Below are 23114 nucleotides of genomic sequence, written 5' to 3'. Positions count from 1 at the left end.
ATAAGTGAATATTGAAATATCGTTTTATTTTTAAAGGTGAGCTTTATTTAGTCATCAAAAAACAAGAAAAGCAGTGGGATAGCAGACTTTTATCTCCTTTATCATGCTTTTTCGGAGATAAACTCATTTGCAGTGGTGAAAAATAGCACCATAAAATGGTGTATATCGTTGAGCCAGGGTGTTTTCTCCTCGTCTCGTTTCATGATGAAAAATATGTAGATATTTCAACGTGAAAGGCTTTTACTTTTCGTTCTAACAGCTGTCAGGATGCGTATGTCAAACAGTGCGATGAGCGTGGTTATCCTTGCCGCAGGCAAAGGGACCCGCATGTATTCCGATCTTCCGAAGGTGCTGCACTCCCTGGCCGGGAAGCCAATGGTGCAACATGTTATTGATGCTACTAAAGATTTAGGCGCCACAGCCGTACATCTGGTGTACGGGCACGGCGGCGATCTGCTGCGTCAGACGTTGCATGAAGACAATCTGAACTGGGTTTTGCAGGCCGAACAGCTCGGTACCGGCCATGCGATGCAGCAGGCGGCGCCGTTCTTCCGTGATGATGAAGACATCATGATGCTGTATGGCGACGTGCCGCTGATCTCTGTCGATACGCTCCAGCGCCTGCGTGCGGCAAAGCCGCAAGGCGGTATTGGTCTGCTGACGGTCAGGCTGGACGATCCCAGCGGCTACGGGCGCATTACGCGTGAAAACGGCCAGGTTACCGGTATTGTTGAGCACAAAGATGCCAGCGATGAACAGCGTCAAATTCAGGAAATCAATACCGGGATTTTGATCGCCGGCGGGGCGGATTTAAAACGCTGGCTGGCGAAGCTGACCAATAACAACGTGCAGGGTGAATACTACATCACCGACATTATCGCTATGGCGTATCAGGAAGGCCGGGAAATCGTTGCCGTACATCCGCAGCGTTTGAGCGAAGTGGAAGGGGTGAACAACCGCCTGCAGCTCTCCCGTCTGGAACGCGTCTACCAGTCTGAACAAGCGGAAAAATTGCTGTTAGCGGGCGTGATGCTGCGCGATCCGGCACGTTTTGATCTGCGCGGTACGCTGACACACGGGCGTGATGTTGAGATTGATACTAACGTTATTCTGGAAGGCAACGTGGTTCTGGGTGAACGCGTGAAAATCGGCACCGGCTGCGTCATTAAAAACAGCCGCATTGATGATGACTGCGAGATCAGCCCTTATTCGGTGGTGGAAGACGCTCATCTACACGCTGCCTGCACCATCGGACCATTCGCGCGTCTGCGTCCAGGTGCTGAACTGCTGGAAGGTGCGCATGTCGGCAACTTTGTCGAAATGAAAAAAGCGCGTCTGGGTAAAGGGTCGAAAGCCGGGCATCTGACCTATCTCGGCGATGCAGAAATCGGCGATAACGTGAATATTGGTGCCGGCACCATTACCTGTAACTACGATGGCGCGAATAAATTTAAAACCATCATCGGCGACGATGTGTTTGTCGGTTCCGATACGCAGCTGGTGGCGCCAGTGACCGTAGGTAATGGCGTGACTATCGCCGCTGGTACCACGGTGACGCGTGACATTGCCGATAACGAACTGGTGTTAAGCCGCGTGCCGCAGGTCCATAAGCAAGGCTGGCAGCGTCCGGTGAAGAAGAAGTAATTTTTGGATTATCGCCGGTTGTGAAAATCGTCCGGCGAATCAGGATGAGAGGAACAACATAGTTCCCCGTCCGCAGGCAGTACCATAAAAATAACCCCACTCTCTACAAGGCTCGGGGCGCCCGAAAAGGGCATGACTCAAAGAATTTCGTGTTGTGACAAGGCGGCAAGCGAGAGTCCATGGGAGCTTACTTGAGTAAGTGACTATGGCGAGCACGTGCAGCCAACGCAGTCACAGCGTGAAAGACGAGAGTTATACAGGTCGGCGACAACGCATGGCATAACGCCATTATCAGGAAATTTAACTATGTGTGGAATTGTTGGCGCAGTCGCGCAGCGTGATATTGCTGAAATCCTTCTCGAAGGTTTACGTCGTCTGGAATACCGTGGCTACGACTCTGCCGGTCTGGCAGTTGTCGATAACGAAGGACATATGTCCCGCGTTCGTCGCCTTGGTAAAGTCCAGATGCTGGCTCAGGCGGTCGAAGAGCAGCCGTTACACGGCGGTACAGGGATTGCCCATACCCGCTGGGCGACGCATGGCGAACCGTCAGAAGGTAACGCGCATCCGCATGTTTCTGAACACATTGTGGTGGTCCATAACGGCATCATCGAAAACCACGAACCGCTGCGAGAACTGCTGCAGTCCCGTGGCTATGTCTTTGTCTCAGAGACCGACACCGAAGTGATTGCTCACCTGGTGCATTGGGAGCTGGAACAAGGCGGTACCCTGCGCGAAGCCGTGCTGCGCACCATCCCTCAGCTGCGCGGTGCTTATGGCACGGTGATTATGGATACCCGCGATCCGAGCACCTTGCTGGCCGCCCGTTCTGGTAGTCCGCTGGTTATCGGTCTGGGGATGGGGGAAAACTTCATCGCTTCCGATCAGCTGGCGCTGCTGCCGGTGACTCGCCGCTTTATCTTCCTCGAAGAGGGTGATATCGCTGAAGTCACGCGCCGCTCCGTTGTTATCTTCGATAAATCTGGTGCGGAAGTGAAACGCCCGGATATCGAATCCAACCTGCAGTACGACGCTGGTGATAAAGGTATTTACCGCCACTACATGCAGAAAGAGATTTACGAGCAGCCAAACGCGATTAAAAACACGCTCTCCGGGCGTATCAGCCATGGTGAGGTGGATCTCAGCGAACTGGGAGCCAATGCCAACGAGATGCTGTCTCAGGTTGAGCATATCCAGATCGTCGCCTGCGGGACCTCGTACAACTCCGGTATGGTTTCTCGCTACTGGTTTGAAGCGCTGGCGGGCGTCCCTTGTGATGTCGAAATCGCCTCTGAATTCCGCTATCGCAAATCAGCGGTGCGCCGCAACAGCCTGATGATCACCCTCTCTCAGTCCGGTGAGACGGCGGATACCCTGGCTGCACTGCGTTTGTCAAAAGAGCTGGGTTACCTCGGTTCGCTGGCGATTTGTAACGTTGCCGGCTCTTCGCTGGTGCGTGAGTCCGATTTGTCGTTAATGACCAAAGCGGGCACCGAGATTGGCGTTGCTTCGACCAAGGCTTTCACCACTCAACTGACCGTGCTGCTGCTGCTGGTGGCAAAACTGGCGCGCCTTAAAGGTCAGGATGTGGCGATTGAGCACGATATCGTGCATGGTTTGCAGGCTCTGCCAAACCGTATTGAGCAGATGCTGTCTCAGGATAAGCGTATCGAAGCGCTGGCTGAGAGCTTCTCTGATAAGCACCATGCGCTGTTCCTTGGCCGTGGCGATCAGTACCCGATCGCTCTGGAAGGGGCGTTGAAGCTGAAAGAGATCTCTTACATTCATGCGGAAGCCTATGCGGCGGGCGAGCTGAAACACGGGCCTCTGGCGCTGATTGACGCTGAAATGCCGGTGATCGTCGTGGCACCGAACAACGAACTGCTGGAAAAACTGAAATCCAACATTGAGGAAGTTCGCGCCCGTGGAGGTCAGCTGTACGTCTTCGCCGACGGCGAGGCTGGATTCACCAGCAGCGACAACATGCACATTATCGAAATGCCGCATGTGGAAGAGGTGATTGCGCCGATCTTCTACACCGTGCCGCTGCAGCTGCTGGCGTACCACGTCGCGCTGATTAAAGGCACCGACGTTGACCAGCCGCGTAACCTGGCGAAATCGGTTACCGTAGAATAAAACAACACCTGTCGTGACAAGGGCCGCCAAATGGCGGCCTTTTTTTGTCATTTTTACCACTTTATTCATCGCCCCCAAACAAAATTCCCGGGCGCTGGTTTATGACAAAGCGTCATCTTCGACTACGATCTTACGTGTCATAAAAAGAAAATTTTCCTGCAATGTTTCGGTCATGAAAGAAATTAACATTATGATTTATATTGTTTTTATTTTTACGCGATCGCTGTCTTTTTGGGTGTCATAAAACTGTAATAATTCGTACATTTTACTGTCACCTCTTTGTCCTATTTTGCTCACCATAGCCTTGAAACAACAATTTACGAACCCAGCAGGAGACATTATGAACGTTATGCGTACCACCGTCGCAACAGTTGTCGCCGCGACCTTATCGATGAGCGCTTTCTCTGCTTTTGCAGCAGCAAGTCTGACTGGCGCGGGCGCAACTTTCCCTGCACCGGTGTATGCCAAATGGGCTGATACCTATCAGAAAGAAACCAGCAATAAAGTGAACTACCAGGGGATCGGTTCTTCCGGTGGTGTAAAACAGATTATTGCTAACACCGTTGATTTCGGTGCTTCTGATGCTCCTCTGTCTGATGACAAGCTGGCGCAGGAAGGCCTGTTCCAGTTCCCGACCGTGATCGGCGGTGTGGTGCTGGCGATTAACCTGCCTGGCGTGAAGTCTGGCGAGCTGGTACTGGACGGTAAAACGCTGGGTGATATCTACCTTGGCAAAATTAAGAAGTGGGATGATGAAGCGATCGCTAAACTCAACCCGGGCATGAAACTGCCTTCGCAGAACATTGCTGTGGTGCGTCGCGCTGACGGTTCCGGTACTTCCTTCGTGTTCACCAGCTACCTGTCAAAAGTGAACGAAGAGTGGAAATCTAAGATTGGCGCTGGCTCTACCGTTAACTGGCCGACCGGTCTGGGCGGTAAAGGCAACGACGGTATCGCTGCGTTCGTACAGCGTCTGCCAGGCTCCATTGGCTACGTAGAATACGCTTACGCTAAGCAGAACAACCTGGCTTATACCAAGCTGCTCTCCGCAGATGGTAAGCCGGTTAGCCCGACCGAAGATAACTTTGCTAATGCCGCAAAAGGCATCGACTGGAGCAAATCCTTCGCACAGGATCTGACCAACCAGAAAGGTGAAAATGCATGGCCGATCACTTCAACGACCTTTATCCTGGTTCACAAAGCGACGACCAAACCGGAGCAGACGGCAGAAGTGCTGAAGTTCTTCGACTGGGCGTACAAAAACGGCGGTAAAGAAGCTAACGCCCTGGATTACGCAACGCTGCCGGAAAGCGTGGTTGAGCAGGTTCGTGCTGCATGGAAAACCAACGTGAAAGACAGCAGCGGTAAAGCGCTGTACTAAATACCCGTCATACTTCGAGCCGCATCTGCGTTGGCTGCAACTCGAATTATTTAGGGTATAGCATTACGTTAGCCTGGAGGCACGCTAAAATGCGCGCTTCCAGGCCCAAACAGAAAGAGTAACTTATGGCTGCAACCAAGCCGGCATTTAACCCTCCGGGGAAAAAGGGTGACATAATTTTCAGCGTGCTGGTAAAACTGGCGGCGCTGATTGTGCTATTGATGCTGGGCGGCATCATCGTTTCCCTCATTATTTCTTCCTGGCCAAGCATTCAGAAGTTTGGTTTTTCCTTTTTGTGGACCAAAGAGTGGGATGCGCCAAACGAAATCTTCGGTGCGCTGGTGCCCATCTACGGGACGCTGGTGACCTCGTTTATTGCGTTACTGATTGCCGTTCCGGTGAGTTTTGGTATCGCACTGTTCCTGACCGAACTTTCTCCTGCCTGGCTGAAGCGTCCTCTTGGTATCGCGATTGAACTGCTGGCGGCTATCCCGAGTATTGTTTATGGCATGTGGGGCCTGTTTATCTTTGCCCCGCTGTTTGCCAAGTACTTCCAGGAGCCGGTGGGTAACGTACTGTCGACGATCCCGTTTGTCGGCGCACTGTTTGCTGGTCCGGCGTTTGGTATCGGTATTCTGGCCGCTGGCGTGATCCTCGCCATCATGATCATCCCGTACATTGCGGCGGTGATGCGTGATGTGTTCGAACAGACGCCGGTCATGATGAAAGAGTCGGCCTATGGTATCGGCTGCACCACCTGGGAAGTTATCTGGCGAATCGTGCTGCCTTTTACCAAGAATGGGGTAATTGGTGGGGTGATGCTGGGTCTGGGGCGTGCGTTGGGGGAAACCATGGCGGTAACCTTTATTATCGGCAACACCTACCAGCTGGATAGCGCGTCGCTGTATATGCCGGGCAACAGTATTACCTCCGCACTGGCGAATGAGTTTGCCGAAGCTGAAAGCGGCCTGCACGTGGCAGCGCTGATGGAGCTGGGGCTGATCCTGTTCGTGATTACCTTTATTGTTCTGGCCGCATCGAAGTTCATGGTGATGCGTCTGGCGAAGAATGAGGGAGCTCGTTAATGGCGACGATCGAATTGCAAACTACCGCAGAGCTGGCGGAATCCCGTCGTAAGATGCAGGCCAAACGTCGGTTGAAAAACCGCATCGCCCTGACGCTTTCCATGGGCACCATGGCCTTCGGCCTGTTCTGGCTTATCTGGATCCTGATGGCCACCATCACCCGTGGTTTTGATGGCATGAGCCTGGCGCTGTTTACCGAAATGACGCCGCCGCCGAACACCGCAGGCGGTGGTCTGGCAAACGCCCTGGCGGGCAGCGGCCTGCTGATCCTGTGGTCGACGATTTTCGGAACGCCGCTGGGCATCATGGCGGGGATTTATCTGGCGGAATATGGTCGTAAGTCGGTTCTGGCAGAAGTGATTCGTTTTATTAACGACATTCTGCTTTCCGCACCGTCCATCGTGGTGGGGCTGTTTGTCTACACCATCGTGGTTGCGCAGATGCAGCACTTTTCCGGCTGGGCTGGCGTGATTGCGCTGGCACTGTTGCAGGTACCGATCGTTATTCGTACCACCGAAAACATGCTGAAACTGGTGCCGGACAGCCTGCGCGAAGCTGCGTACGCGCTGGGTACGCCGAAGTGGAAAATGATTTCCGCGATCACTCTGAAAGCTTCGGTATCCGGCATCATGACCGGGATCTTGCTGGCTATCGCACGTATCGCTGGGGAAACGGCACCGCTGCTGTTTACCGCGCTCTCCAACCAGTTCTGGAGCACCGATATGATGCAGCCGATCGCCAACCTGCCGGTGACCATTTTCAAATTTGCCATGAGTCCGTTCGCGGAGTGGCAGCAACTGGCATGGGCCGGGGTATTGATTATCACCCTGTGCGTATTGCTGCTGAACATTCTGGCGCGCGTTATTTTCGCGAAGAATAAACACGGTTAATTTTTGCGGCGCGGCGAAATGCGGCGCCGAATGAGGAAGATATTGATGAGTATGGTGAATGCGACCCCGGGTAAACTTTCAGTTCGTAACCTGAACTTCTACTACGGAAAATTCCATGCCCTGAAAAACATTAACCTGGATATCACCAAAAACCAGGTTACGGCGTTTATCGGTCCGTCAGGCTGTGGTAAATCAACGCTGCTGCGTACCTTTAACAAAATGTTTGAGCTGTATCCGGAGCAGCGCGCCGAAGGTGAGATTCTGCTGGATGGCGACAATATTCTGACTAATACTCAGGATATTGCGCTGCTGCGGGCGAAAGTGGGTATGGTTTTCCAGAAGCCGACGCCGTTCCCAATGTCGATTTATGACAATATCGCTTTCGGTGTACGCCTGTTTGAAAAGCTGTCACGTGCGGATATGGACGAGCGCGTGCAGTGGGCGTTGACCAAGGCCGCGTTATGGAACGAAACCAAAGATAAACTGCACCAGAGCGGCTATTCGCTCTCTGGTGGTCAGCAGCAGCGTCTGTGTATCGCTCGTGGTATCGCGATCCGCCCGGAAGTGTTGCTGCTTGACGAGCCGTGTTCAGCGCTGGACCCGATCTCCACCGGGCGCATTGAAGAGCTGATCACCGAGCTGAAACAGGATTACACCGTCGTTATCGTTACCCACAACATGCAGCAGGCTGCGCGTTGTTCAGACCATACGGCATTTATGTATCTTGGCGAGCTGATTGAATTCAGTAACACGGACGATCTGTTTACCAAGCCCGCGAAGAAGCAAACTGAAGATTATATTACTGGCCGCTACGGTTGATTGCCCTACTGCTTTCACAGGCTCTAACCAGTTGGGCATTCAGGAGACACCATGGACAACCTAAACCTTAATAAACATATTTCCGGCCAGTTCAATGCTGAACTGGAGTATATCCGCACCCAGGTGTTGACCATGGGTGGGCTGGTGGAACAGCAGCTTTCTGATGCCATCACTGCGATGCACAATCAGGATAGCGAGCTGGCAAAACGGGTCATTGACGGCGATAAGCAGGTCAACATGATGGAAGTTGCGATCGATGAAGCCTGCGTGCGCATCATCGCGAAACGCCAGCCAACCGCCAGCGACCTGCGTCTGGTGATGGCGATCATCAAAACCATCGCCGAGCTGGAACGTATCGGCGATGTCGCGGATAAAATCTGCCGCACTGCGCTGGAGAAGTTTTCTCAACAGCACCAGCCGCTGCTGGTCAGCCTGGAGTCGCTGGGACGCCACACCGTGCAGATGCTGCATGATGTGCTGGACGCCTTCGCGCGTATGGATCTGGACGAAGCGGTCCGTATTTATCGCGAAGATAAGAAAGTCGATCAGGAATATGAGGGCATCGTGCGTCAGCTGATGACCTACATGATGGAAGATTCACGCACCATCCCCAGCGTGCTGACTGCCCTGTTCTGCGCCCGTTCAATCGAGCGTATCGGCGACCGTTGCCAGAACATTTGCGAGTACATTTTCTATTTCGTGAAGGGTCAGGACTTCCGCCACGTTGGCGGCGACGAGCTGGACAAACTGCTGGCGGGTAAAGACCCGAAAGAGTAATCCCGGCGATACCGCGCGTGCCGGGCTACAGAGCAGCGTAGCCCGGCCGAGCAGGCTCTTACCGCGTGACCTCCCACCCTCGTGCTTTCCACAGCGCTGGCAACTGTGCCAGATCGGTAAAGGTCGTCACTTTTGGATGGTCGATCGGTTTGTTGTGCGGATCGGCGCAGAAGTAAAAGACCTCCATGCCAGCATCGATTCCTGACTGCGCGCCCGCGCTGGAATCATCCACCAGAATGCAGTTCTCAACGTTAACGTTCATCGCTTTTGCCGCGTGAAACATCAGTGCCGGGTCTGGTTTCCAGCGCTGGATATCGTAGCCGCTGTACAGCTGTTCAGGGAAATGATGCAGCATGCCGGTTCTCCCGAGCGAGTGCTGCATTTTGCTGACCGGGCCGTTAGAGACGACGCACATCGGCACGCTAACCGCATCCAGCAGCGTTTCCGCCCCGGCAATGGCCTGCAGCTCTGAGTCAAACAGACGCGCAACTTCTGCCCGATAAATCGGTTCAAGCTCCGGTTTTTGTAGGTTGACGCCGTATTCTTCGTTGATGGTATCGATGATTTCGTAGAGTTTTACCCCCTTGAAACGTTTGAATATTTCTTCCAGATCCAGCGTAATGCCGAACGTGTGGAACATGTGAACATAGGCGCGGGAACAGATCACCTCGCTGTCGACCAGCGTGCCGTCACAGTCGAAAAACAGAGCTTCTATTTGGGACATGCCGTTTCCATTTAAACAAGTTTAACGTTTTCGTAATGCGTATTGGTGCCACGCAATCGTTGCCGTATAAGCAAATTCAATGAAAAAAAGTTACCATACAACTGCACCTGGTGTCGCATTTTGGTATAGGATAGCGACGAATTTTCCCTCCTTAAGTTCGGAAACCGATAATGAGTCAACAACAAACCAGCCAGTCTTCTGGCCAGGGTCTGCTGGAGCGCGTGTTCAAACTACGTGAACACGGCACGACGGCACGTACCGAAGCGATAGCAGGTTTCACCACCTTTTTGACAATGGTCTACATTGTTTTTGTTAACCCACAAATTCTTGGCGTGGCGGGTATGGATACCAGCGCCGTGTTTGTGACAACCTGTCTGATCGCCGCCTTCGGTAGTATTCTGATGGGGCTGTTTGCTAACCTGCCGGTTGCGCTGGCGCCAGCAATGGGTCTGAACGCATTCTTTGCCTTTGTCGTGGTACAGGCCATGGGTCTGCCGTGGCAGGTGGGGATGGGGGCTATCTTCTGGGGCGCCGTAGGCCTGCTGCTGCTGACCATTTTCCGCGTCCGTTACTGGATGATTGCCAATATTCCGGTCAGTCTGCGTGTGGGGATCACCAGCGGTATCGGTCTGTTTATCGGCATGATGGGGCTGAAAAATGCCGGCGTGATTGTCGCCAACAAAGATACGCTGGTTAGTATCGGCAACCTGACCTCTCACAGCGTGCTGCTGGGGATCCTCGGCTTCTTTATTATTGCCATCCTGGCCTCCCGTAATATTCATGCGGCAGTACTGGTCTCTATCGTCGTCACGACGCTGTTAGGCTGGATGCTGGGTGATGTGCACTACACCGGGATTGTGTCCGCGCCGCCGAGCATCACTTCGGTGATTGGTCATGTGGATTTAGCCGGTTCGTTTAACCTCGGCCTGGCAGGCATCATCTTCTCCTTCATGCTGGTTAACCTGTTCGACTCTTCCGGTACCCTGATCGGCGTGACCGATAAAGCCGGTCTTGCCGATGAGAAAGGTAAGTTCCCGCGTATGAAGCAGGCGCTGTTTGTCGACAGTATCTCATCGGTGGCAGGTTCCTTTATCGGTACCTCTTCGGTGACGGCCTATATCGAATCCTCCTCCGGCGTCTCTGTGGGCGGGCGTACCGGCCTGACGGCAGTGGTTGTCGGGCTCCTGTTCCTGCTGGTGATTTTCCTGTCACCGCTGGCGGGAATGGTGCCGGCTTATGCGGCTGCGGGGGCGCTGATTTACGTGGGTGTGCTGATGACATCCAGCCTGGCGCGCGTGAAGTGGGACGATCTGACGGAAGCGGTACCGGCGTTTATTACCGCGGTGATGATGCCGTTTAGCTTCTCGATTACCGAAGGGATTGCGTTAGGTTTTATCTCTTACTGCGTGATGAAGATTGGTACCGGTCGCCTGCGCGATCTCAGCCCATGCGTGATTATTGTGTCACTGCTGTTTGTGCTGAAAATTGTGTTTATCGACGCCCATTAATGTGGCGCACAACACCCTCTCCCCGCAGGGAGAGGGTGATTTACTTACGCTTTCACACGCTGAATATACTCACCAAAGGCGCTCAGCTGTCCGCTCAGATGATCGAGCGTGCTCTGATCGACCACCTCGCCCGACTGCGGGTCCACTTTGTTCTGAATCACGCCGCCCATAAACTCCGGTTTGTTCATCACCATCGCGTCGAGGAACACCAGAATCTGGCGCAGGTGATACTGGCAACGCGCGCCACCGATAGCTCCCATCGAGCTGGTTTGAATCAGCACCGGTTTACCAGATAGCGGCTGCTCAGGCAGACGGGACAGCCAGTCAATCGCATTCTTCAGGCCGCCCGGCACCGAGTAGTTATACTCCGGTGTCACAATAACAACGCCGTCGGCTTCACGAATCTGCTGTGCAATATCCTGCACGCTTTGCGGGAATCCCTCTTCCTGCTGAAAATCCGCGTCATATAGCGGAATGTCGCCAATGGATGGCAGTGCGGAGATCGCCATGTTCGCCGGCGCGATCCCAGGCAGGGTACGGGCGACCATGCCATTAAAAGACCCTTTGCGCAGACTTCCGAGTAACGTAACAACTTTCAACGTATCAGACATGATTGCTCCTTTGCATCATGATGGCCGGACTGACCGGTCAGTTGAGGGAGAGTGCTTTTTCTACGGGGAGGCTGGTAAAACGCATCAGCCGGGCGGCGGACTCTTTTGCCCGCATCTGGGCGTCCGGCAGATTACGCCAGCCTTCCTGATGATGATATTCCCAGACTTTGAGCTGGCCGATGGCGGGGGTGGCGGCAATGGACCACACCAGCACCGTTTCTGCGTCACAGAGAGCCTCTACAGGCTGCATGTTGGTGGTTCGCAGACGACCCGCGCCGGGCAGCAGCTGCAGGCGCACCGGGTCTTCACCGGTCAGCTTCAGCACGCTCCGACGCAGAGCTACCAGCTGGGCGCGCGCTTCATCGGGATCGTGCTGGATGTTAATCCACAAATTCTCATTGCTGTTGAAGACATAGCGGTTCGGGTCGTGCAGCGGATGGATCCCGCGCGAGGCGTTCTGGAGTTCCATATCCAGCCCGCAGTCGCCTTCGGTGGTCAGCGCGACGCCAACAATATTCCCGGCATAAGAGATGGAAAAGCGCGGTAGGTTGGGATCGGAAAAGACCGGCCGACCGTTATCGTCATTGGTGATATCGGGCAGCTCGCTAATGCCATACAGCATAAACAGCAGCTCGGCGAGCAGTGAACGTGATGCGCGGTAGCGACTCTGCCGATACTCGGGCAGGCGCTGGGCGGATTGGTAGCAGGCCGCTGACAGTCGTGTCGATAGCGGCTCCCTGGTGCTGAGTATCCCTCTTGCAAAATGCGTTGCCATTCGTCGCTCCGTGATTAATGGTCATTGGAAAATTCTGAGGTCTATTATCACCTGGTATTGATAGGTTTTAATGCGGAATTCCCCCCTTGAAAAGGGTATTTATGCGAACTTTACAATTTCTTGCGCAGGCAGGAGAGGAGGAGCAACAAAATCGGCTTATAACGGGCCTTGATAGAGTTGTTTGAGGGTCTCTCTGAGCCAGACGATCTTCGGGTTACTGCTATTACGTTTATGCCACAGCAGGGTGAACGGCACGCGCGTTTTTTCCAGGAGCTGAGGTTCCAGCGGCAGCGGACGCGACACCAGCGGGAGGTGGTGCTGGCTGTTATAGTGATGGCAATAGCGCGGCGCGGTGGCCAGCATGGTGTGATGTGGCTGGGCCGCCATAAACAGCGACTGTTCAAAGCCCGGCAAGGTTAACGCGACGGTCCGTTTGTGCCCCATATCGTGCAGAATGTCATCCAGCGCCCAGGTATCGCTCTGTTCCCAGCTGATATTGATATGCGGGTAGCGTAAAAAGGTCTCCAGATTCCACTCCTCGGAGAGGGCCGGGTGATCTTCACGTAGCCAGACCTGAGGCAGGTCGGTAAACAGGACGTCAAAATCGATATACCACGGCAGCTGGCTTAACTGCTCCCGTGAACGCGGATGCGTTTCCCGCCCGCAAAAGCCGATGTCGACCTCGCCGCGAATAATCGCGTCCAGCGAGTCGTAATCCCAGTTACGCAGGCGGATCAGCGCCTGGGGATAGCGCTGATAGATCTGCTGCGACAGGGTATTAAACAGTATCATCAGCAGCGGTGACTCCGCCGCCAGTTCGAACTTCAGGCCGCTTGGCGTAGCGTGATGAGGTTTATCGAGGATTTGGTGACCGATCTGCATCCAGTCCGCCAGATCCTGCTCCATGCTGGACATCAATGGCGTCGGTGACAGGCCGAGCGGGGTTTTGACAAACAAGGGATCGTCAAACCACGCGCGCAGCTTGGCTAACGATTTGCTCACCGCCGACGGCGAAACGTTCATCCGTTTCGCCGTACGGGTCACGCTATGCTCCTGCGTCAGAAGCTGCAGGCAGAGTAATAAATTAAGATCGAGACTCGACAGGGGCTTCTTCATAGTGTTGCGCGACCCGTGCTGGGGAGGTGGCCAGAATCAGTACAAGGCTCACTATGCTACAACCAATGAGTATCCCGATCAGCATATTCATCGCACTAAGCCCCACAATCGCCGCCAGCCAAATCCACAACGACGAACCGCAGACCTGAGCAATCCCCAGTACGGAGCTGGCCACGCCTGCCCGCAGGGTAAATGGCCCCAGCGCCTGGCTCATGGCCACGCCGAACCCCACCGAGAAGCCGGCGCAAATCAGCGCCAGGCCCAGCAGGGTGACGGTCTGGCTGGTGGCGAGGCTGAGCAAGACACCGGCAAGCAGGAACATCACCTGCGAGGTCAGCATCAGGGTGCGCGGTTTAAATATCGTGAGGGCGAAGGGGGTGGAGAACGACACCATCATGCTCACCAGCGCCATTAAGGCCATCGCCATTGAATATTGTCCACGATCGAACCCCATCTCTTCCATCATCAACACCGGTGAAACATTCACGTAGGTCAGGATCGCTGTGACGCTAAGAGTGGTAATAGCGATACGGCTGAGGAAAAAGCGGTTCAACAGTGACTCAGCAACCGTATCCTGCCCGGCAGTAGCCAGCGAGTGCGCTACCGGTCGCGTTTCCCGCAGGAGAAAGACCGAGAGCAGGCCGACCATTACACCCATGCCGGTCATGGTATAGAACAGGCTTTGCCATGGGTATTTCAGCATAATCAGGTGGCCCAGTACCGGCGCCAGAACCGGGATAATGCAGGTGATACCATTCAACAGCGACAGGACTTTCGCGCGACGGCGATCGTCGAGGGTATCGCGCAGGACGGCGAAAGCGACCACGTAGCAGCTTCCGGCACCGATGCCCTGCATAAAGCGCCCAACCAGAAAGAGGTCGCTGGTATGCGCATGTGCGCAGAGCACGGATGCGAGAATAAACACCGCAGAGCCAAACAGCGCGACCGGCTTACGCCCGGACCTATCGGCAATTCTGCCGGCAAACAGCATCGCGGCAGCCATACCGGCCAGATAGACCGAGAACGCGATATGTAGCTGCGCTTCGCTGGCACCGAGATCCTGCGCAATACGCGGCAGCCCCACCAGATACATATCGATGCCGGATGGATAGAGCAAAACCAGCGCAAAACTACAGATCAGAAAGCGTGCCATAAGACCCCCGGGAAAATAGTGGGGTACAGAGTAATGGCTATTGCATGGCAGCACGAGTTGCCATTTGGACAACAATGATTTCCTGAGAGGAAAAACCCTCCTACAGATCGCAGGGTGAGAGGGCGCTAAAACGAAAAAACCCGTGTTAACAATGTGTTAACACGGGTTAGTCAAGACTCACTTACTGCGCTTATTTACCGATACAGAAGCTGGAGAAAATCCGTCCCAGCAGATCATCGGAGGTAAATTCGCCGGTGATTTCGCTTAACGCCTGCTGGGCGAGGCGCAGCTCTTCCGCCAGCAGCTCACCGGCCCACGCGCCAAGCAGCTGGGCTTTACCCTGTTGCAGATGGTTGGCAGCGTCGGATAGCGCCTGCAGGTGGCGACGACGGGCAAGGAAACCACCTTCCATATTGGTTTCAAAGCCCATGCTCTGCTTAAGATGATTGCGCAGAACATCCACGCCCTCGCCGGTGCGTGCCGACAGGCGGATCAGTGAGTGGCCATTCACTTCACTGAGGCCCAGCGTTTCACCGGTGACGTCGGCTTTGTTGCGTACCACCGTAATCGGCAGTTTCGCCGGTAAGCGTTCGATAAAGTCCGGCCAGATTTCTGCCGGATCGACGGCGCTGGTGGTGGTGCCATCGACCATAAACAGCACCCGGTCGGCCTGCTCGATCTCCTGCCAGGCGCGTTCAATACCGATGCGCTCAACTTCATCGCTGGCATCACGCAGGCCAGCAGTATCGATGATATGCAGCGGCATACCGTCAATATGGATATGCTCTCGCAGGACGTCGCGGGTGGTTCCAGCGATGTCGGTGACAATCGCTGCTTCACGCCCGGCCAGCGCGTTCAGCAGGCTCGATTTCCCGGCGTTCGGGCGACCGGCAATGACCACTTTCATCCCTTCACGCAGCAGGCTACCCTGGCGCGCTTCGGCGCGAACGGCATCGAGGTCGGCGATCACGCCGTTGAGCTGGGCTTCAATTTTCCCGTCGGAGAGGAAGTCTATCTCCTCATCCGGGAAGTCGATGGCCGCTTCCACGTAGATGCGCAGGTGAGTGAGTGCTTCCACAAGATGGTTTACGCGCGTGGAGAATGCGCCCTGCAGGGAGTTCAGCGCGGAACGTGCCGCCTGCTCGGAGCTGGCGTCAATCAGGTCAGCAATTGCTTCGGCCTGGGCTAAATCGAGCTTGTCGTTCAAAAACGCGCGCTCGGAGAACTCACCGGGGTTGGCAATGCGTAAACCAGGCAGGGTCAGAATGCGTTTGAGCAGCAGGTCGAGAATGACCGGGCCACCGTGGCCCTGGAGCTCCAGCACATCTTCACCGGTAAAGGAGTTCGGGCCAGGGAACCACAGTGCAATCCCCTGATCCAGCGGCGTACCGTCGGCATCTTTAAAAGGCAGATAATCGGCATAGCGCGGTTTGGGGAGCTTGCCCAGCACCGCCTGTGCCACGTCGCGTGCCCTCAGGCCAGAGATTCGCAGAATGCCCACACCACCGCGTCCCGGTGGGGTTGCCTGGGCGACGATCGTGTCGTTATGGCTCATGATGACTCTCTATGTAAATGTAAAAAAGGCGGTCTATTGACCGCCTTCTCTGGCATTAACTACTACCGTAGATACTCAAAATAATTCAAGCTGCGGGAAGGCGGCAAGTTAGCGAGGCCCCAGGAGCTTACTGAAGTAAGCTCCTGGGGCGAACTAACGAAGCCAACGTATCAGCGGCTTGAAGAATGAAGAGTCTCAGCTCTTTTTCTTCTCGCGGCTATGCAGCCCACGTTTTTCCAGACCACGATAAATCAGCTGCTGCTGAATGATGGTGACCAGGTTGCTGACGATATAGTAAACCACCAGACCAGACGGGAACCACAGGAAGAACACCGTGAAGATGACCGGCATAAAGGTCATGATCTTCTGCTGCATCGGGTCGGTCACGGTGGTCGGCGACATCTTCTGAATGAAGAACATCGTGGCGCCCATGATGATCGGCAGGATGTAGTACGGGTCTTGTGCAGACAGGTCGTGGATCCACAGGATAAACGGCGCATGACGCAGTTCAACCGAGGCGCTCAGCATGTAGTACAGCGCAAGGAAGATTGGCATCTGGATAATCAGCGGGAAACAGCCACCCAGCGGGTTAACCTTCTCGGCTTTATACAGCGCCATCATTTCCTGACTTTGGCGCTGTTTATCGTCACCAAGACGCTCACGCATTGCCTGAATTTTCGGCTGCAGCATACGCATCTTCGCCATGGAGGTGTACTGCGCTTTGGTCAGCGGGTACATGATGCCACGAACGATAAAGGTAATAACGATGATCGAGAAGCCCCAGTTGCCCAGGAAGCTATGGATCCATTTCAGCAGCTTGAACAGCGGCTGAGAGATGAACCACAACCAGCCGTAGTCAACGGTCAGATCCAGGTGCGGCGCAACGGCAGCCATTTTGTCCTGAATTGCCGGGCCAACCCACAGTACGCTTTGCAGCTTGTCGGTCTGTCCTGGCTGAACCAGTACCGGCTGAGATTTATAGCCGATAGCGACAACACCGTTGCCAAGGTTCGAGGTGTAGAAGTTATTCGTACCGTTGTTTTCCGGAACCCATGCTGTCGTAAAGTACTGCTGCAGCATCGCAACCCAACCGTTTTTGGTGTTGGTGTTCAGGTTCTCGTTATCGACGATGGTATCGAATTTATACTTTTCGTACTTCGACTCAGAAGTGGAATACGCAGCGCCACGGAAAGTGTGCATGGTAGACAGGCCACCGGTTTGCGTATCACGGCTGGTCGGCAGCGCTGCCGTTTGTTTCAGCTGACCGAACGTCGAAACTTCCAGCGGTTTTTCACCGGTGTTCTGCACGTTATAGCTCACGTTCACCGCATAATCACCACGTTTCAGGGTGAAGGTTTTGGTGAATACGTTGCCAGCTTTATCGGTATAGGTCAGCGGAATGACGATTTCGTTCTGGCCTTCGGCCAGTACAAACGCATCTTTATCGACGTTATACAGCGGACGTGGGCCGTTAGCCGGGTTATCCGGGCCGTCACGACCGGTTAAGCCGCTCTGTGCCTGATAGATAAACTGTGGCGTGGTTTCCAGTAACTGGAACGGTTCGTCTGACTTCAGTGCTTTCGGGTAAGTCGGAAGCAGTGCCTGCTCAATATCACCACCACGGGTGTTGATAGTCAGCTCCAGCACGTCAGTTTTAACCGTAATCAGTTTCCCTTGGCCACTGGCCGGTACGCCCTGGTCTGCGGCGCTACCCGCTGCTGTGGTCGTAGTCTGCGTGGTCTGCTGCTGGGCTTGAGGATTGTTATCCTGCTCCCAGGCTTGCCAGATCATGAAAGACACGAACAACAAAGCGATGATAAGAAGATTGCGTTGCGAATCCATCGTTAGTGTTCTCTGGTATCAAATGGTCCAGGCGGGACGGGGTCGTCACCACCAGGGTGTAAAGGGTGGCATTTTAATACGCGTTTCACTGTCAACCAACTGCCTTTTATCATTCCAAACCTGCGCAAGGCCTCAATTCCGTACTGAGAACAGGTAGGCGTGAAACGACAATGCGGCCCGAGTAGCGGACTAATCAGGCGCTGATAGACCCGGATAAGGCCTATCAGGACCCTGGAGCCAGGCGACAATGGCGGCGCCATAATTTTTCCAACGCTTCCGAGAGAGCACGGTTATCGAGGTCAGCAACCCCTTTTTTTGCCACCACCACGAAATCCATAGGCGGGAGTTCATGTTGACGCAAACGAAAGCTTTCACGCGTCAGACGTTTAATCCGATTGCGTTCATGCGCGCGCTTGACGTTTTTCTTGGCGACGGTAAGACCGATGCGGGGATGCCCCAGCGAATTCAGGCGGCCGAGGATGGTGATTTGCGGCGTGCCAGCCCGTTGTGGCTGCTGGAAGACGAAAGTGAAATGACTGGGAGTTAACAAACGTAACTCCCTGGGAAATGCGAGCTTAACCACGCAGGGTTAGCTTTATTACTTGGAAACGGTCAGACGAGCACGGCTTTTAGCACGACGACGTGCCAGAACCTGACGACCATTTTTAGTAGCCATACGTGCACGGAAGCCGTGAGAACGGTTGCGCTTCAGTACAGACGGTTGAAAAGTGCGTTTCATGGCGGTTTCTACCTAAACTTGAATAATTTCACTGACTTTTGCGTATACCCGAACGAACTTCGAACGACTTACGCCTCAGCGATGGTGATTAAAGAGGCCGGATTGTAATAATTGTACACTCCGGAGTCAATTCTCTTTCCTTATTTCTCGTACTTCGTTGCACAAAAAATGACCTGCGACAGTCGACGGAAAACGGGCATTACGCGCCGGGTGGAGGATTATACGGCCTGACGGGTAAAGCGCAAGGATCGTAAAGGATCTTTGTTAGATCGTTTAGACCCAAAACCGACATAGCTCATTAAATTTTCCGATATGTGGCTGAAATCGTCCCCCACTCTGCGCTGGATCGATTACACTTACCCGGCTTTGATCCTTCCTGTGGATAAATCGGGAAGAATCTGTTGAGAAACAGAAGATCTCTTTCTCAGTTTAGGCTATGATCCCCGGTCCTGATCGCGATCTACCGATCCGCATCGGATAAATACCGCAGATAGCGGTTCGCGCGTCACCCCTTTTGTGCAGGGGCTTTTCGGCCAATGCAGGGTCTTGTCGACGTGTGCCAACAATCACGATTGTTTCTTTTTTTCTTTATATCGATTTTATGTTCGAGTGGAGTCCGCCGTGTCACTTTCGCTTTGGCAGCAGTGTCTTGCCCGATTGCAGGATGAGTTACCAGCCACAGAATTCAGTATGTGGATACGCCCGTTGCAGGCGGAATTGAGCGATAACACGCTGGCACTGTATGCGCCAAACCGTTTTGTGCTCGATTGGGTAAGGGATAAATACCTCAATAATATCAATGGACTCCTCAATGATTTTTGCGGTGCTGATGCCCCACAGCTGCGATTTGAAGTCGGCACCCGCCCGGCCGTACAGGTGCAAAGAGGCGCGGTAACGAACAACGTTGCGGCCACCGTACCGGCGGCACAGGTGCAGACGGCGCGCGTGGCGCCCACCATTGTGCGTCCTGGCTGGGATAACGTCCCGGCGCCGGCGGAACCGACCTACCGCTCTAATGTTAACGTCAAACATACCTTCGATAACTTTGTTGAAGGTAAGTCGAACCAGCTGGCCCGCGCCGCAGCACGTCAGGTCGCGGATAATCCTGGCGGCGCTTATAACCCTTTATTCCTCTATGGTGGTACCGGTCTGGGTAAAACCCACCTGTTGCACGCGGTCGGTAACGGCATCGTCGCGCGCAAACCGAACGCCAAAGTGGTTTATATGCACTCAGAGCGTTTTGTTCAGGACATGGTTAAAGCCCTGCAGAACAACGCCATTGAAGAGTTCAAACGTTACTACCGCTCCGTAGACGCCCTACTGATCGATGATATTCAGTTCTTTGCTAATAAAGAGCGTTCTCAGGAAGAGTTCTTCCACACCTTTAATGCCCTGCTGGAAGGTAATCAGCAGATCATTCTGACGTCGGATCGTTATCCGAAAGAGATCAATGGTGTTGAGGATCGTCTGAAATCCCGCTTCGGCTGGGGCCTGACGGTGGCGATCGAGCCGCCTGAGCTGGAAACCCGCGTGGCGATCCTGATGAAAAAGGCCGACGAAAACGACATTCGTCTGCCGGGTGAAGTCGCCTTCTTTATTGCCAAGCGTTTACGTTCAAACGTGCGTGAGCTGGAAGGGGCACTGAACCGCGTTATCGCCAACGCCAACTTTACCGGACGGGCGATCACCATCGATTTCGTGCGCGAAGCGCTGCGCGATCTGCTGGCTCTGCAGGAAAAACTGGTCACTATCGACAATATTCAAAAGACGGTGGCGGAGTACTACAAGATTAAGGTAGCGGATTTGCTGTCTAAACGCCGCTCCCGTTCGGTGGCGCGACCACGCCAGATGGCGATGGCGCTGGCGAAAGAGCTGACCAACCACAGCCTGCCGGAAATCGGCGATGCGTTTGGCGGCCGCGACCATACCACCGTGCTGCATGCATGCCGTAAGATCGAGCAGTTGCGTGAAGAAAGCCATGATATCAAAGAAGATTTCTCCAATTTAATCAGAACATTATCCTCGTGACGCTATGAAATTTACCGTAGAACGTGAACATTTATTAAAACCGCTGCAACAGGTGAGCGGTCCCTTAGGTGGCCGTCCGACGCTGCCCATTCTCGGTAACCTGCTGCTTCAGGTTTCGGATGGCGCCTTGTCGCTGACCGGCACGGACCTTGAAATGGAAATGGTGGCGCGCGTTGCGCTAATTCAGCCGCATGACGCGGGCGCAACCACCGTTCCGGCACGTAAATTTTTTGATATCTGCCGCGGCCTGCCTGAAGGCGCGGAGATTGCGGTACAGCTGGAGGGCGACCGGATGCTGGTGCGCTCCGGGCGCAGCCGTTTCTCTCTGTCGACCCTGCCTGCAGCAGATTTCCCGAACCTTGATGACTGGCAGAGCGAAGTTGAATTTACCCTGCCGCAGGCGACCATGAAGCGTCTGATTGAAGCCACGCAGTTTTCGATGGCGCATCAGGATGTTCGCTACTACTTAAACGGCATGCTGTTTGAAACCGAAGGTGACGAACTGCGTACCGTTGCCACTGACGGACACCGCCTGGCGGTCTGTTCAATGCCGTTGGGCGAATCGCTGCCGAACCATTCGGTGATCGTGCCGCGTAAAGGGGTTATTGAGCTGATGCGCATGCTGGACGGCGGCGATACGCCGCTGCGCGTGCAGATTGGCAGCAATAATATTCGCGCCCACGTCGGTGATTTTATCTTCACCTCGAAGCTGGTTGACGGTCGTTTCCCGGATTATCGCCGCGTATTGCCGAAGAACCCGGACAAGCACCTCGATGCCGGCTGCGATATTCTGAAGCAGGCTTTTGCCCGCGCGGCGATCCTCTCGAACGAGAAGTTCCGTGGCGTGCGTCTGTATGTCAGTGAAAACCAGCTGAAAATTACCGCTAATAACCCGGAACAGGAAGAAGCAGAAGAGATTCTTGATGTTTCTTACTCCGGCAGCGAGATGGAAATCGGCTTTAACGTCAGCTACGTGCTGGATGTGCTGAATGCGCTGAAGTGCGAAAACGTCCGTATTCTGCTGACCGACTCGGTTTCGAGCGTCCAGATTGAAGATGCAGCCAGTCAGAGCGCGGCTTACGTTGTCATGCCAATGCGTTTATAGAAAAGTATCGGGCTATCTTACTTGTTATTCTGGCTCCGGGCAGTGCTCGCAATCCTCACGTACTTTAGTACGCTCCGGTTGCTGCGCGCTGGCCGTAACCAGACTAGCTGCGACGATAACGCCCTGGCTATGAGTTGATATGTCGCTAACCCGATTACTCATCAAAGACTTCCGCAATATTGAAAATGCGGATCTCGCTTTATCCCCTGGCTTTAACTTCCTGGTGGGTGCCAACGGCAGCGGTAAAACCAGCGTGCTGGAAGCTATCTATACGCTTGGCCACGGTCGGGCGTTTCGCAGTTTGCAAATCGGCCGGGTGATCCGCCACGAACAAGAGTCGTTTATTCTGCACGGACGTCTGCAGGGCGGCGAGCGTGAGGTCTCCATCGGCTTGACCAAAGATAAGCAGGGCGACAGCAAGGTGCGGATTGACGGCACCGATGGCCACAAGGTGGCGGAGCTGGCACACCTGATGCCGATGCAGCTGATTACGCCGGAAGGGTTTACTTTACTCAACGGCGGCCCCAAATACAGAAGAGCCTTCCTTGACTGGGGATGCTTTCACAATGAAGCCGGGTTCTTTACCGCCTGGAGCAACCTCAAGCGCCTGCTGAAGCAGCGTAATGCCGCGTTGCGCCAGGTGAGTCGCTATGCTCAGATACGGCCCTGGGATCAGGAACTGATTCCGCTGGCGGAAGAAATCAGCCGTTGGCGTGCCGAATATAGCGCCGCTATCGTCGAAGACATGGCGGATACCTGTAAGCAGTTTTTACCTGAATTCTCTCTGGCCTTCTCCTTCCAGCGCGGCTGGGAGAAAGAAACGGATTACTCCGAGGTTCTTGAGCGAAATTTCGAGCGTGACCGCATGCTGACCTACACCGCCCACGGCCCGCACAAAGCGGATTTCCGCATTCGTGCCGATGGTGCGCCGGTCGAAGATACTTTGTCACGTGGGCAGCTTAAACTCCTGATGTGCGCGCTACGACTGGCGCAGGGAGAGTTTTTAACCCGCGAAAGCGGAAGACGCTGTCTGTATCTGATAGATGATTTTGCCTCGGAACTGGACGACGCAAGGCGCGGTTTGCTTGCCAGCCGCTTAAAAGCCACGCAGTCGCAGGTTTTCGTCAGCGCTATCAGCGCTGAACACGTAATGGACATGTCGGACAAAAATTCGAAGATGTTCACCGTGGAAAAGGGTAAAATAACGGATTAACCTAAGTTTAAAT

22 protein-coding genes are annotated in these 23114 nt (G+C 54.2%); 11 read left to right on the top strand and 11 right to left on the bottom strand.

The window, feature by feature from the left end; genetic code table 11:
• The first annotated feature begins 273 nt into the window (after nt 1-273).
• The 7 genes from glmU to phoU all read left to right on the top strand — a co-directional run bounded on the left by glmU (nt 274) and on the right by phoU (nt 8732).
• Nucleotides 274-1644 carry a bifunctional UDP-N-acetylglucosamine diphosphorylase/glucosamine-1-phosphate N-acetyltransferase GlmU gene (gene glmU / locus ACMYSO_RS14020; RefSeq protein WP_434665364.1) on the top strand — a complete coding sequence of 457 codons (1371 nt, stop codon included), beginning with the start codon at nt 274-276 and terminating at the stop codon, nt 1642-1644.
• Nucleotides 1645-1950: 306 nt separating this feature from the next.
• Nucleotides 1951-3780, top strand: a complete 1830-nt coding sequence (gene glmS, locus ACMYSO_RS14015) for a glutamine--fructose-6-phosphate transaminase (isomerizing) (RefSeq protein WP_434665362.1) — start codon at nt 1951-1953, stop codon at nt 3778-3780.
• Nucleotides 3781-4120: 340 nt separating this feature from the next.
• A complete protein-coding gene (gene pstS, locus ACMYSO_RS14010) occupies nt 4121-5161 on the top strand; it encodes a phosphate ABC transporter substrate-binding protein PstS (protein ID WP_434582383.1) in 1041 nt (346 codons plus the stop codon).
• A 125-nt stretch (nt 5162-5286) separates the two neighbouring features.
• A complete protein-coding gene (pstC, locus tag ACMYSO_RS14005) occupies nt 5287-6246 on the top strand; it encodes a phosphate ABC transporter permease PstC (RefSeq protein WP_123756976.1) in 960 nt (319 codons plus the stop codon).
• Nucleotides 6246-7136 (top strand): phosphate ABC transporter permease PstA, encoded by an 891-nt coding sequence (gene pstA, locus ACMYSO_RS14000; protein WP_123756977.1) that lies wholly within the window; start codon nt 6246-6248, stop codon nt 7134-7136. Before pstC ends, pstA begins: the two co-directional genes overlap by 1 nt.
• Nucleotides 7137-7181: 45 nt before the next feature.
• Nucleotides 7182-7955 (top strand): phosphate ABC transporter ATP-binding protein PstB, encoded by a 774-nt coding sequence (gene pstB, locus ACMYSO_RS13995; RefSeq protein WP_110276026.1) that lies wholly within the window; start codon nt 7182-7184, stop codon nt 7953-7955.
• 51 nt (nt 7956-8006) lie between these two features.
• The gene (phoU, locus tag ACMYSO_RS13990; RefSeq protein ID WP_123756979.1) at nt 8007-8732 is read left to right on the top strand and encodes a phosphate signaling complex protein PhoU; all 726 of its coding nucleotides are present in this window, start codon (nt 8007-8009) and stop codon (nt 8730-8732) included.
• A gap of 58 nt (nt 8733-8790) precedes the next feature.
• On the opposite strand, the gene yieH is transcribed toward phoU, so the two are convergent.
• Nucleotides 8791-9456, bottom strand: coding sequence for a 6-phosphogluconate phosphatase (yieH, locus tag ACMYSO_RS13985; RefSeq protein WP_434582384.1), 666 nt, complete (start codon nt 9454-9456; stop codon nt 8791-8793).
• Between the two features lie 170 nt (nt 9457-9626).
• Between yieH and adeP the strand changes: the two genes are divergently transcribed.
• The gene (gene adeP / locus ACMYSO_RS13980; RefSeq protein ID WP_123756981.1) at nt 9627-10964 is read left to right on the top strand and encodes an adenine permease AdeP; all 1338 of its coding nucleotides are present in this window, start codon (nt 9627-9629) and stop codon (nt 10962-10964) included.
• Between the two features lie 44 nt (nt 10965-11008).
• Here the strand turns inward: adeP and ACMYSO_RS13975 are convergent, their stop codons facing one another.
• The 10 genes from ACMYSO_RS13975 to ACMYSO_RS13930 all read right to left on the bottom strand — a co-directional run bounded on the left by ACMYSO_RS13975 (nt 11009) and on the right by ACMYSO_RS13930 (nt 19054).
• Nucleotides 11009-11575 (bottom strand): NADPH-dependent FMN reductase, encoded by a 567-nt coding sequence (locus ACMYSO_RS13975; RefSeq protein ID WP_123756982.1) that lies wholly within the window; start codon nt 11573-11575, stop codon nt 11009-11011.
• Between the two features lie 37 nt (nt 11576-11612).
• Entirely contained in the window at nt 11613-12197 is a 585-nt protein-coding gene (locus ACMYSO_RS13970; protein WP_434670813.1) for a 4'-phosphopantetheinyl transferase family protein, read from the bottom strand.
• 309 nt (nt 12198-12506) lie between these two features.
• Entirely contained in the window at nt 12507-13466 is a 960-nt protein-coding gene (gene yidZ, locus ACMYSO_RS13965) for an HTH-type transcriptional regulator YidZ (RefSeq protein ID WP_434665361.1), read from the bottom strand.
• Nucleotides 13435-14619, bottom strand: coding sequence for an MFS transporter (locus ACMYSO_RS13960; protein WP_434665360.1), 1185 nt, complete (start codon nt 14617-14619; stop codon nt 13435-13437). The genes yidZ and ACMYSO_RS13960 overlap by 32 nt, the downstream gene beginning before the upstream one ends.
• A 190-nt stretch (nt 14620-14809) precedes the next feature.
• Nucleotides 14810-16174 carry a tRNA uridine-5-carboxymethylaminomethyl(34) synthesis GTPase MnmE gene (mnmE, locus tag ACMYSO_RS13955; protein ID WP_434665358.1) on the bottom strand — a complete coding sequence of 455 codons (1365 nt, stop codon included), beginning with the start codon at nt 16172-16174 and terminating at the stop codon, nt 14810-14812.
• 195 nt (nt 16175-16369) lie between these two features.
• Nucleotides 16370-18016: a membrane protein insertase YidC gene (gene yidC, locus ACMYSO_RS13950; protein ID WP_434665356.1), complete on the bottom strand. Its 1647-nt coding sequence runs from the start codon at nt 18014-18016 to the stop codon at nt 16370-16372.
• Nucleotides 18017-18018: 2 nt separating this feature from the next.
• Nucleotides 18019-18276, bottom strand: coding sequence for a membrane protein insertion efficiency factor YidD (yidD, locus tag ACMYSO_RS13945; RefSeq protein ID WP_123756988.1), 258 nt, complete (start codon nt 18274-18276; stop codon nt 18019-18021).
• Nucleotides 18240-18599, bottom strand: a complete 360-nt coding sequence (gene rnpA / locus ACMYSO_RS13940; RefSeq protein ID WP_049264554.1) for a ribonuclease P protein component — start codon at nt 18597-18599, stop codon at nt 18240-18242. Before rnpA ends, yidD begins: the two co-directional genes overlap by 37 nt.
• 15 nt (nt 18600-18614) lie before the next feature.
• On the bottom strand, nt 18615-18755 hold the full coding sequence (gene rpmH, locus ACMYSO_RS13935) for a 50S ribosomal protein L34 (RefSeq protein ID WP_004871828.1): 141 nt from the start codon (nt 18753-18755) through the stop codon (nt 18615-18617).
• A 218-nt stretch (nt 18756-18973) separates the two neighbouring features.
• The gene (locus ACMYSO_RS13930; protein ID WP_434587074.1) at nt 18974-19054 is read right to left on the bottom strand and encodes a hypothetical protein; all 81 of its coding nucleotides are present in this window, start codon (nt 19052-19054) and stop codon (nt 18974-18976) included.
• A 322-nt stretch (nt 19055-19376) separates the two neighbouring features.
• Between ACMYSO_RS13930 and dnaA the strand changes: the two genes are divergently transcribed.
• The 3 genes from dnaA to recF all read left to right on the top strand — a co-directional run bounded on the left by dnaA (nt 19377) and on the right by recF (nt 23101).
• A complete protein-coding gene (dnaA, locus tag ACMYSO_RS13925) occupies nt 19377-20783 on the top strand; it encodes a chromosomal replication initiator protein DnaA (RefSeq protein WP_434582392.1) in 1407 nt (468 codons plus the stop codon).
• Nucleotides 20784-20787: 4 nt separating this feature from the next.
• Nucleotides 20788-21888 (top strand): DNA polymerase III subunit beta, encoded by a 1101-nt coding sequence (gene dnaN / locus ACMYSO_RS13920; protein WP_123756990.1) that lies wholly within the window; start codon nt 20788-20790, stop codon nt 21886-21888.
• A gap of 139 nt (nt 21889-22027) precedes the next feature.
• The gene (recF, locus tag ACMYSO_RS13915; RefSeq protein WP_434665354.1) at nt 22028-23101 is read left to right on the top strand and encodes a DNA replication/repair protein RecF; all 1074 of its coding nucleotides are present in this window, start codon (nt 22028-22030) and stop codon (nt 23099-23101) included.
• Nucleotides 23102-23114: the final 13 nt, after the last annotated feature.

It is taken from the genome of Klebsiella sp. B345 (assembly GCF_051131735.1).
In the GTDB taxonomy this organism is placed as follows: Bacteria; Pseudomonadota; Gammaproteobacteria; order Enterobacterales; family Enterobacteriaceae; genus Klebsiella.
The sequence above is the reverse complement of the archived record's forward strand: the minus strand, read 5'-3'. Positions and strand labels throughout refer to the sequence as shown.

What these genes read in the sequence shown, in the direction of transcription:
- pstB (WP_110276026.1), top strand. Translation starts at nt 7,182, where the DNA reads ATGAGTATGGTGAATGCGACCCCGGGTAAACTTTCAGTTCGTAACCTG.
- pstS (WP_434582383.1), top strand. Translation starts at nt 4,121, where the DNA reads ATGAACGTTATGCGTACCACCGTCGCAACAGTTGTCGCCGCGACCTTA.
- yidC (WP_434665356.1), bottom strand. Translation starts at nt 18,016, where the DNA reads ATGGATTCGCAACGCAATCTTCTTATCATCGCTTTGTTGTTCGTGTCT.
- recF (WP_434665354.1), top strand. Translation starts at nt 22,028, where the DNA reads ATGTCGCTAACCCGATTACTCATCAAAGACTTCCGCAATATTGAAAAT.
- ACMYSO_RS13970 (WP_434670813.1), bottom strand. Translation starts at nt 12,197, where the DNA reads ATGCTGTATGGCATTAGCGAGCTGCCCGATATCACCAATGACGATAAC.
- pstA (WP_123756977.1), top strand. Translation starts at nt 6,246, where the DNA reads ATGGCGACGATCGAATTGCAAACTACCGCAGAGCTGGCGGAATCCCGT.
- glmU (WP_434665364.1), top strand. Translation starts at nt 274, where the DNA reads ATGTCAAACAGTGCGATGAGCGTGGTTATCCTTGCCGCAGGCAAAGGG.
- rpmH (WP_004871828.1), bottom strand. Translation starts at nt 18,755, where the DNA reads ATGAAACGCACTTTTCAACCGTCTGTACTGAAGCGCAACCGTTCTCAC.
- pstC (WP_123756976.1), top strand. Translation starts at nt 5,287, where the DNA reads ATGGCTGCAACCAAGCCGGCATTTAACCCTCCGGGGAAAAAGGGTGAC.
- ACMYSO_RS13960 (WP_434665360.1), bottom strand. Translation starts at nt 14,619, where the DNA reads ATGGCACGCTTTCTGATCTGTAGTTTTGCGCTGGTTTTGCTCTATCCA.
- adeP (WP_123756981.1), top strand. Translation starts at nt 9,627, where the DNA reads ATGAGTCAACAACAAACCAGCCAGTCTTCTGGCCAGGGTCTGCTGGAG.
- dnaN (WP_123756990.1), top strand. Translation starts at nt 20,788, where the DNA reads ATGAAATTTACCGTAGAACGTGAACATTTATTAAAACCGCTGCAACAG.
- ACMYSO_RS13975 (WP_123756982.1), bottom strand. Translation starts at nt 11,575, where the DNA reads ATGTCTGATACGTTGAAAGTTGTTACGTTACTCGGAAGTCTGCGCAAA.
- phoU (WP_123756979.1), top strand. Translation starts at nt 8,007, where the DNA reads ATGGACAACCTAAACCTTAATAAACATATTTCCGGCCAGTTCAATGCT.
- yidZ (WP_434665361.1), bottom strand. Translation starts at nt 13,466, where the DNA reads ATGAAGAAGCCCCTGTCGAGTCTCGATCTTAATTTATTACTCTGCCTG.
- ACMYSO_RS13930 (WP_434587074.1), bottom strand. Translation starts at nt 19,054, where the DNA reads ATGAGCTATGTCGGTTTTGGGTCTAAACGATCTAACAAAGATCCTTTA.
- yidD (WP_123756988.1), bottom strand. Translation starts at nt 18,276, where the DNA reads ATGGCGCCGCCATTGTCGCCTGGCTCCAGGGTCCTGATAGGCCTTATC.
- yieH (WP_434582384.1), bottom strand. Translation starts at nt 9,456, where the DNA reads ATGTCCCAAATAGAAGCTCTGTTTTTCGACTGTGACGGCACGCTGGTC.
- glmS (WP_434665362.1), top strand. Translation starts at nt 1,951, where the DNA reads ATGTGTGGAATTGTTGGCGCAGTCGCGCAGCGTGATATTGCTGAAATC.
- mnmE (WP_434665358.1), bottom strand. Translation starts at nt 16,174, where the DNA reads ATGAGCCATAACGACACGATCGTCGCCCAGGCAACCCCACCGGGACGC.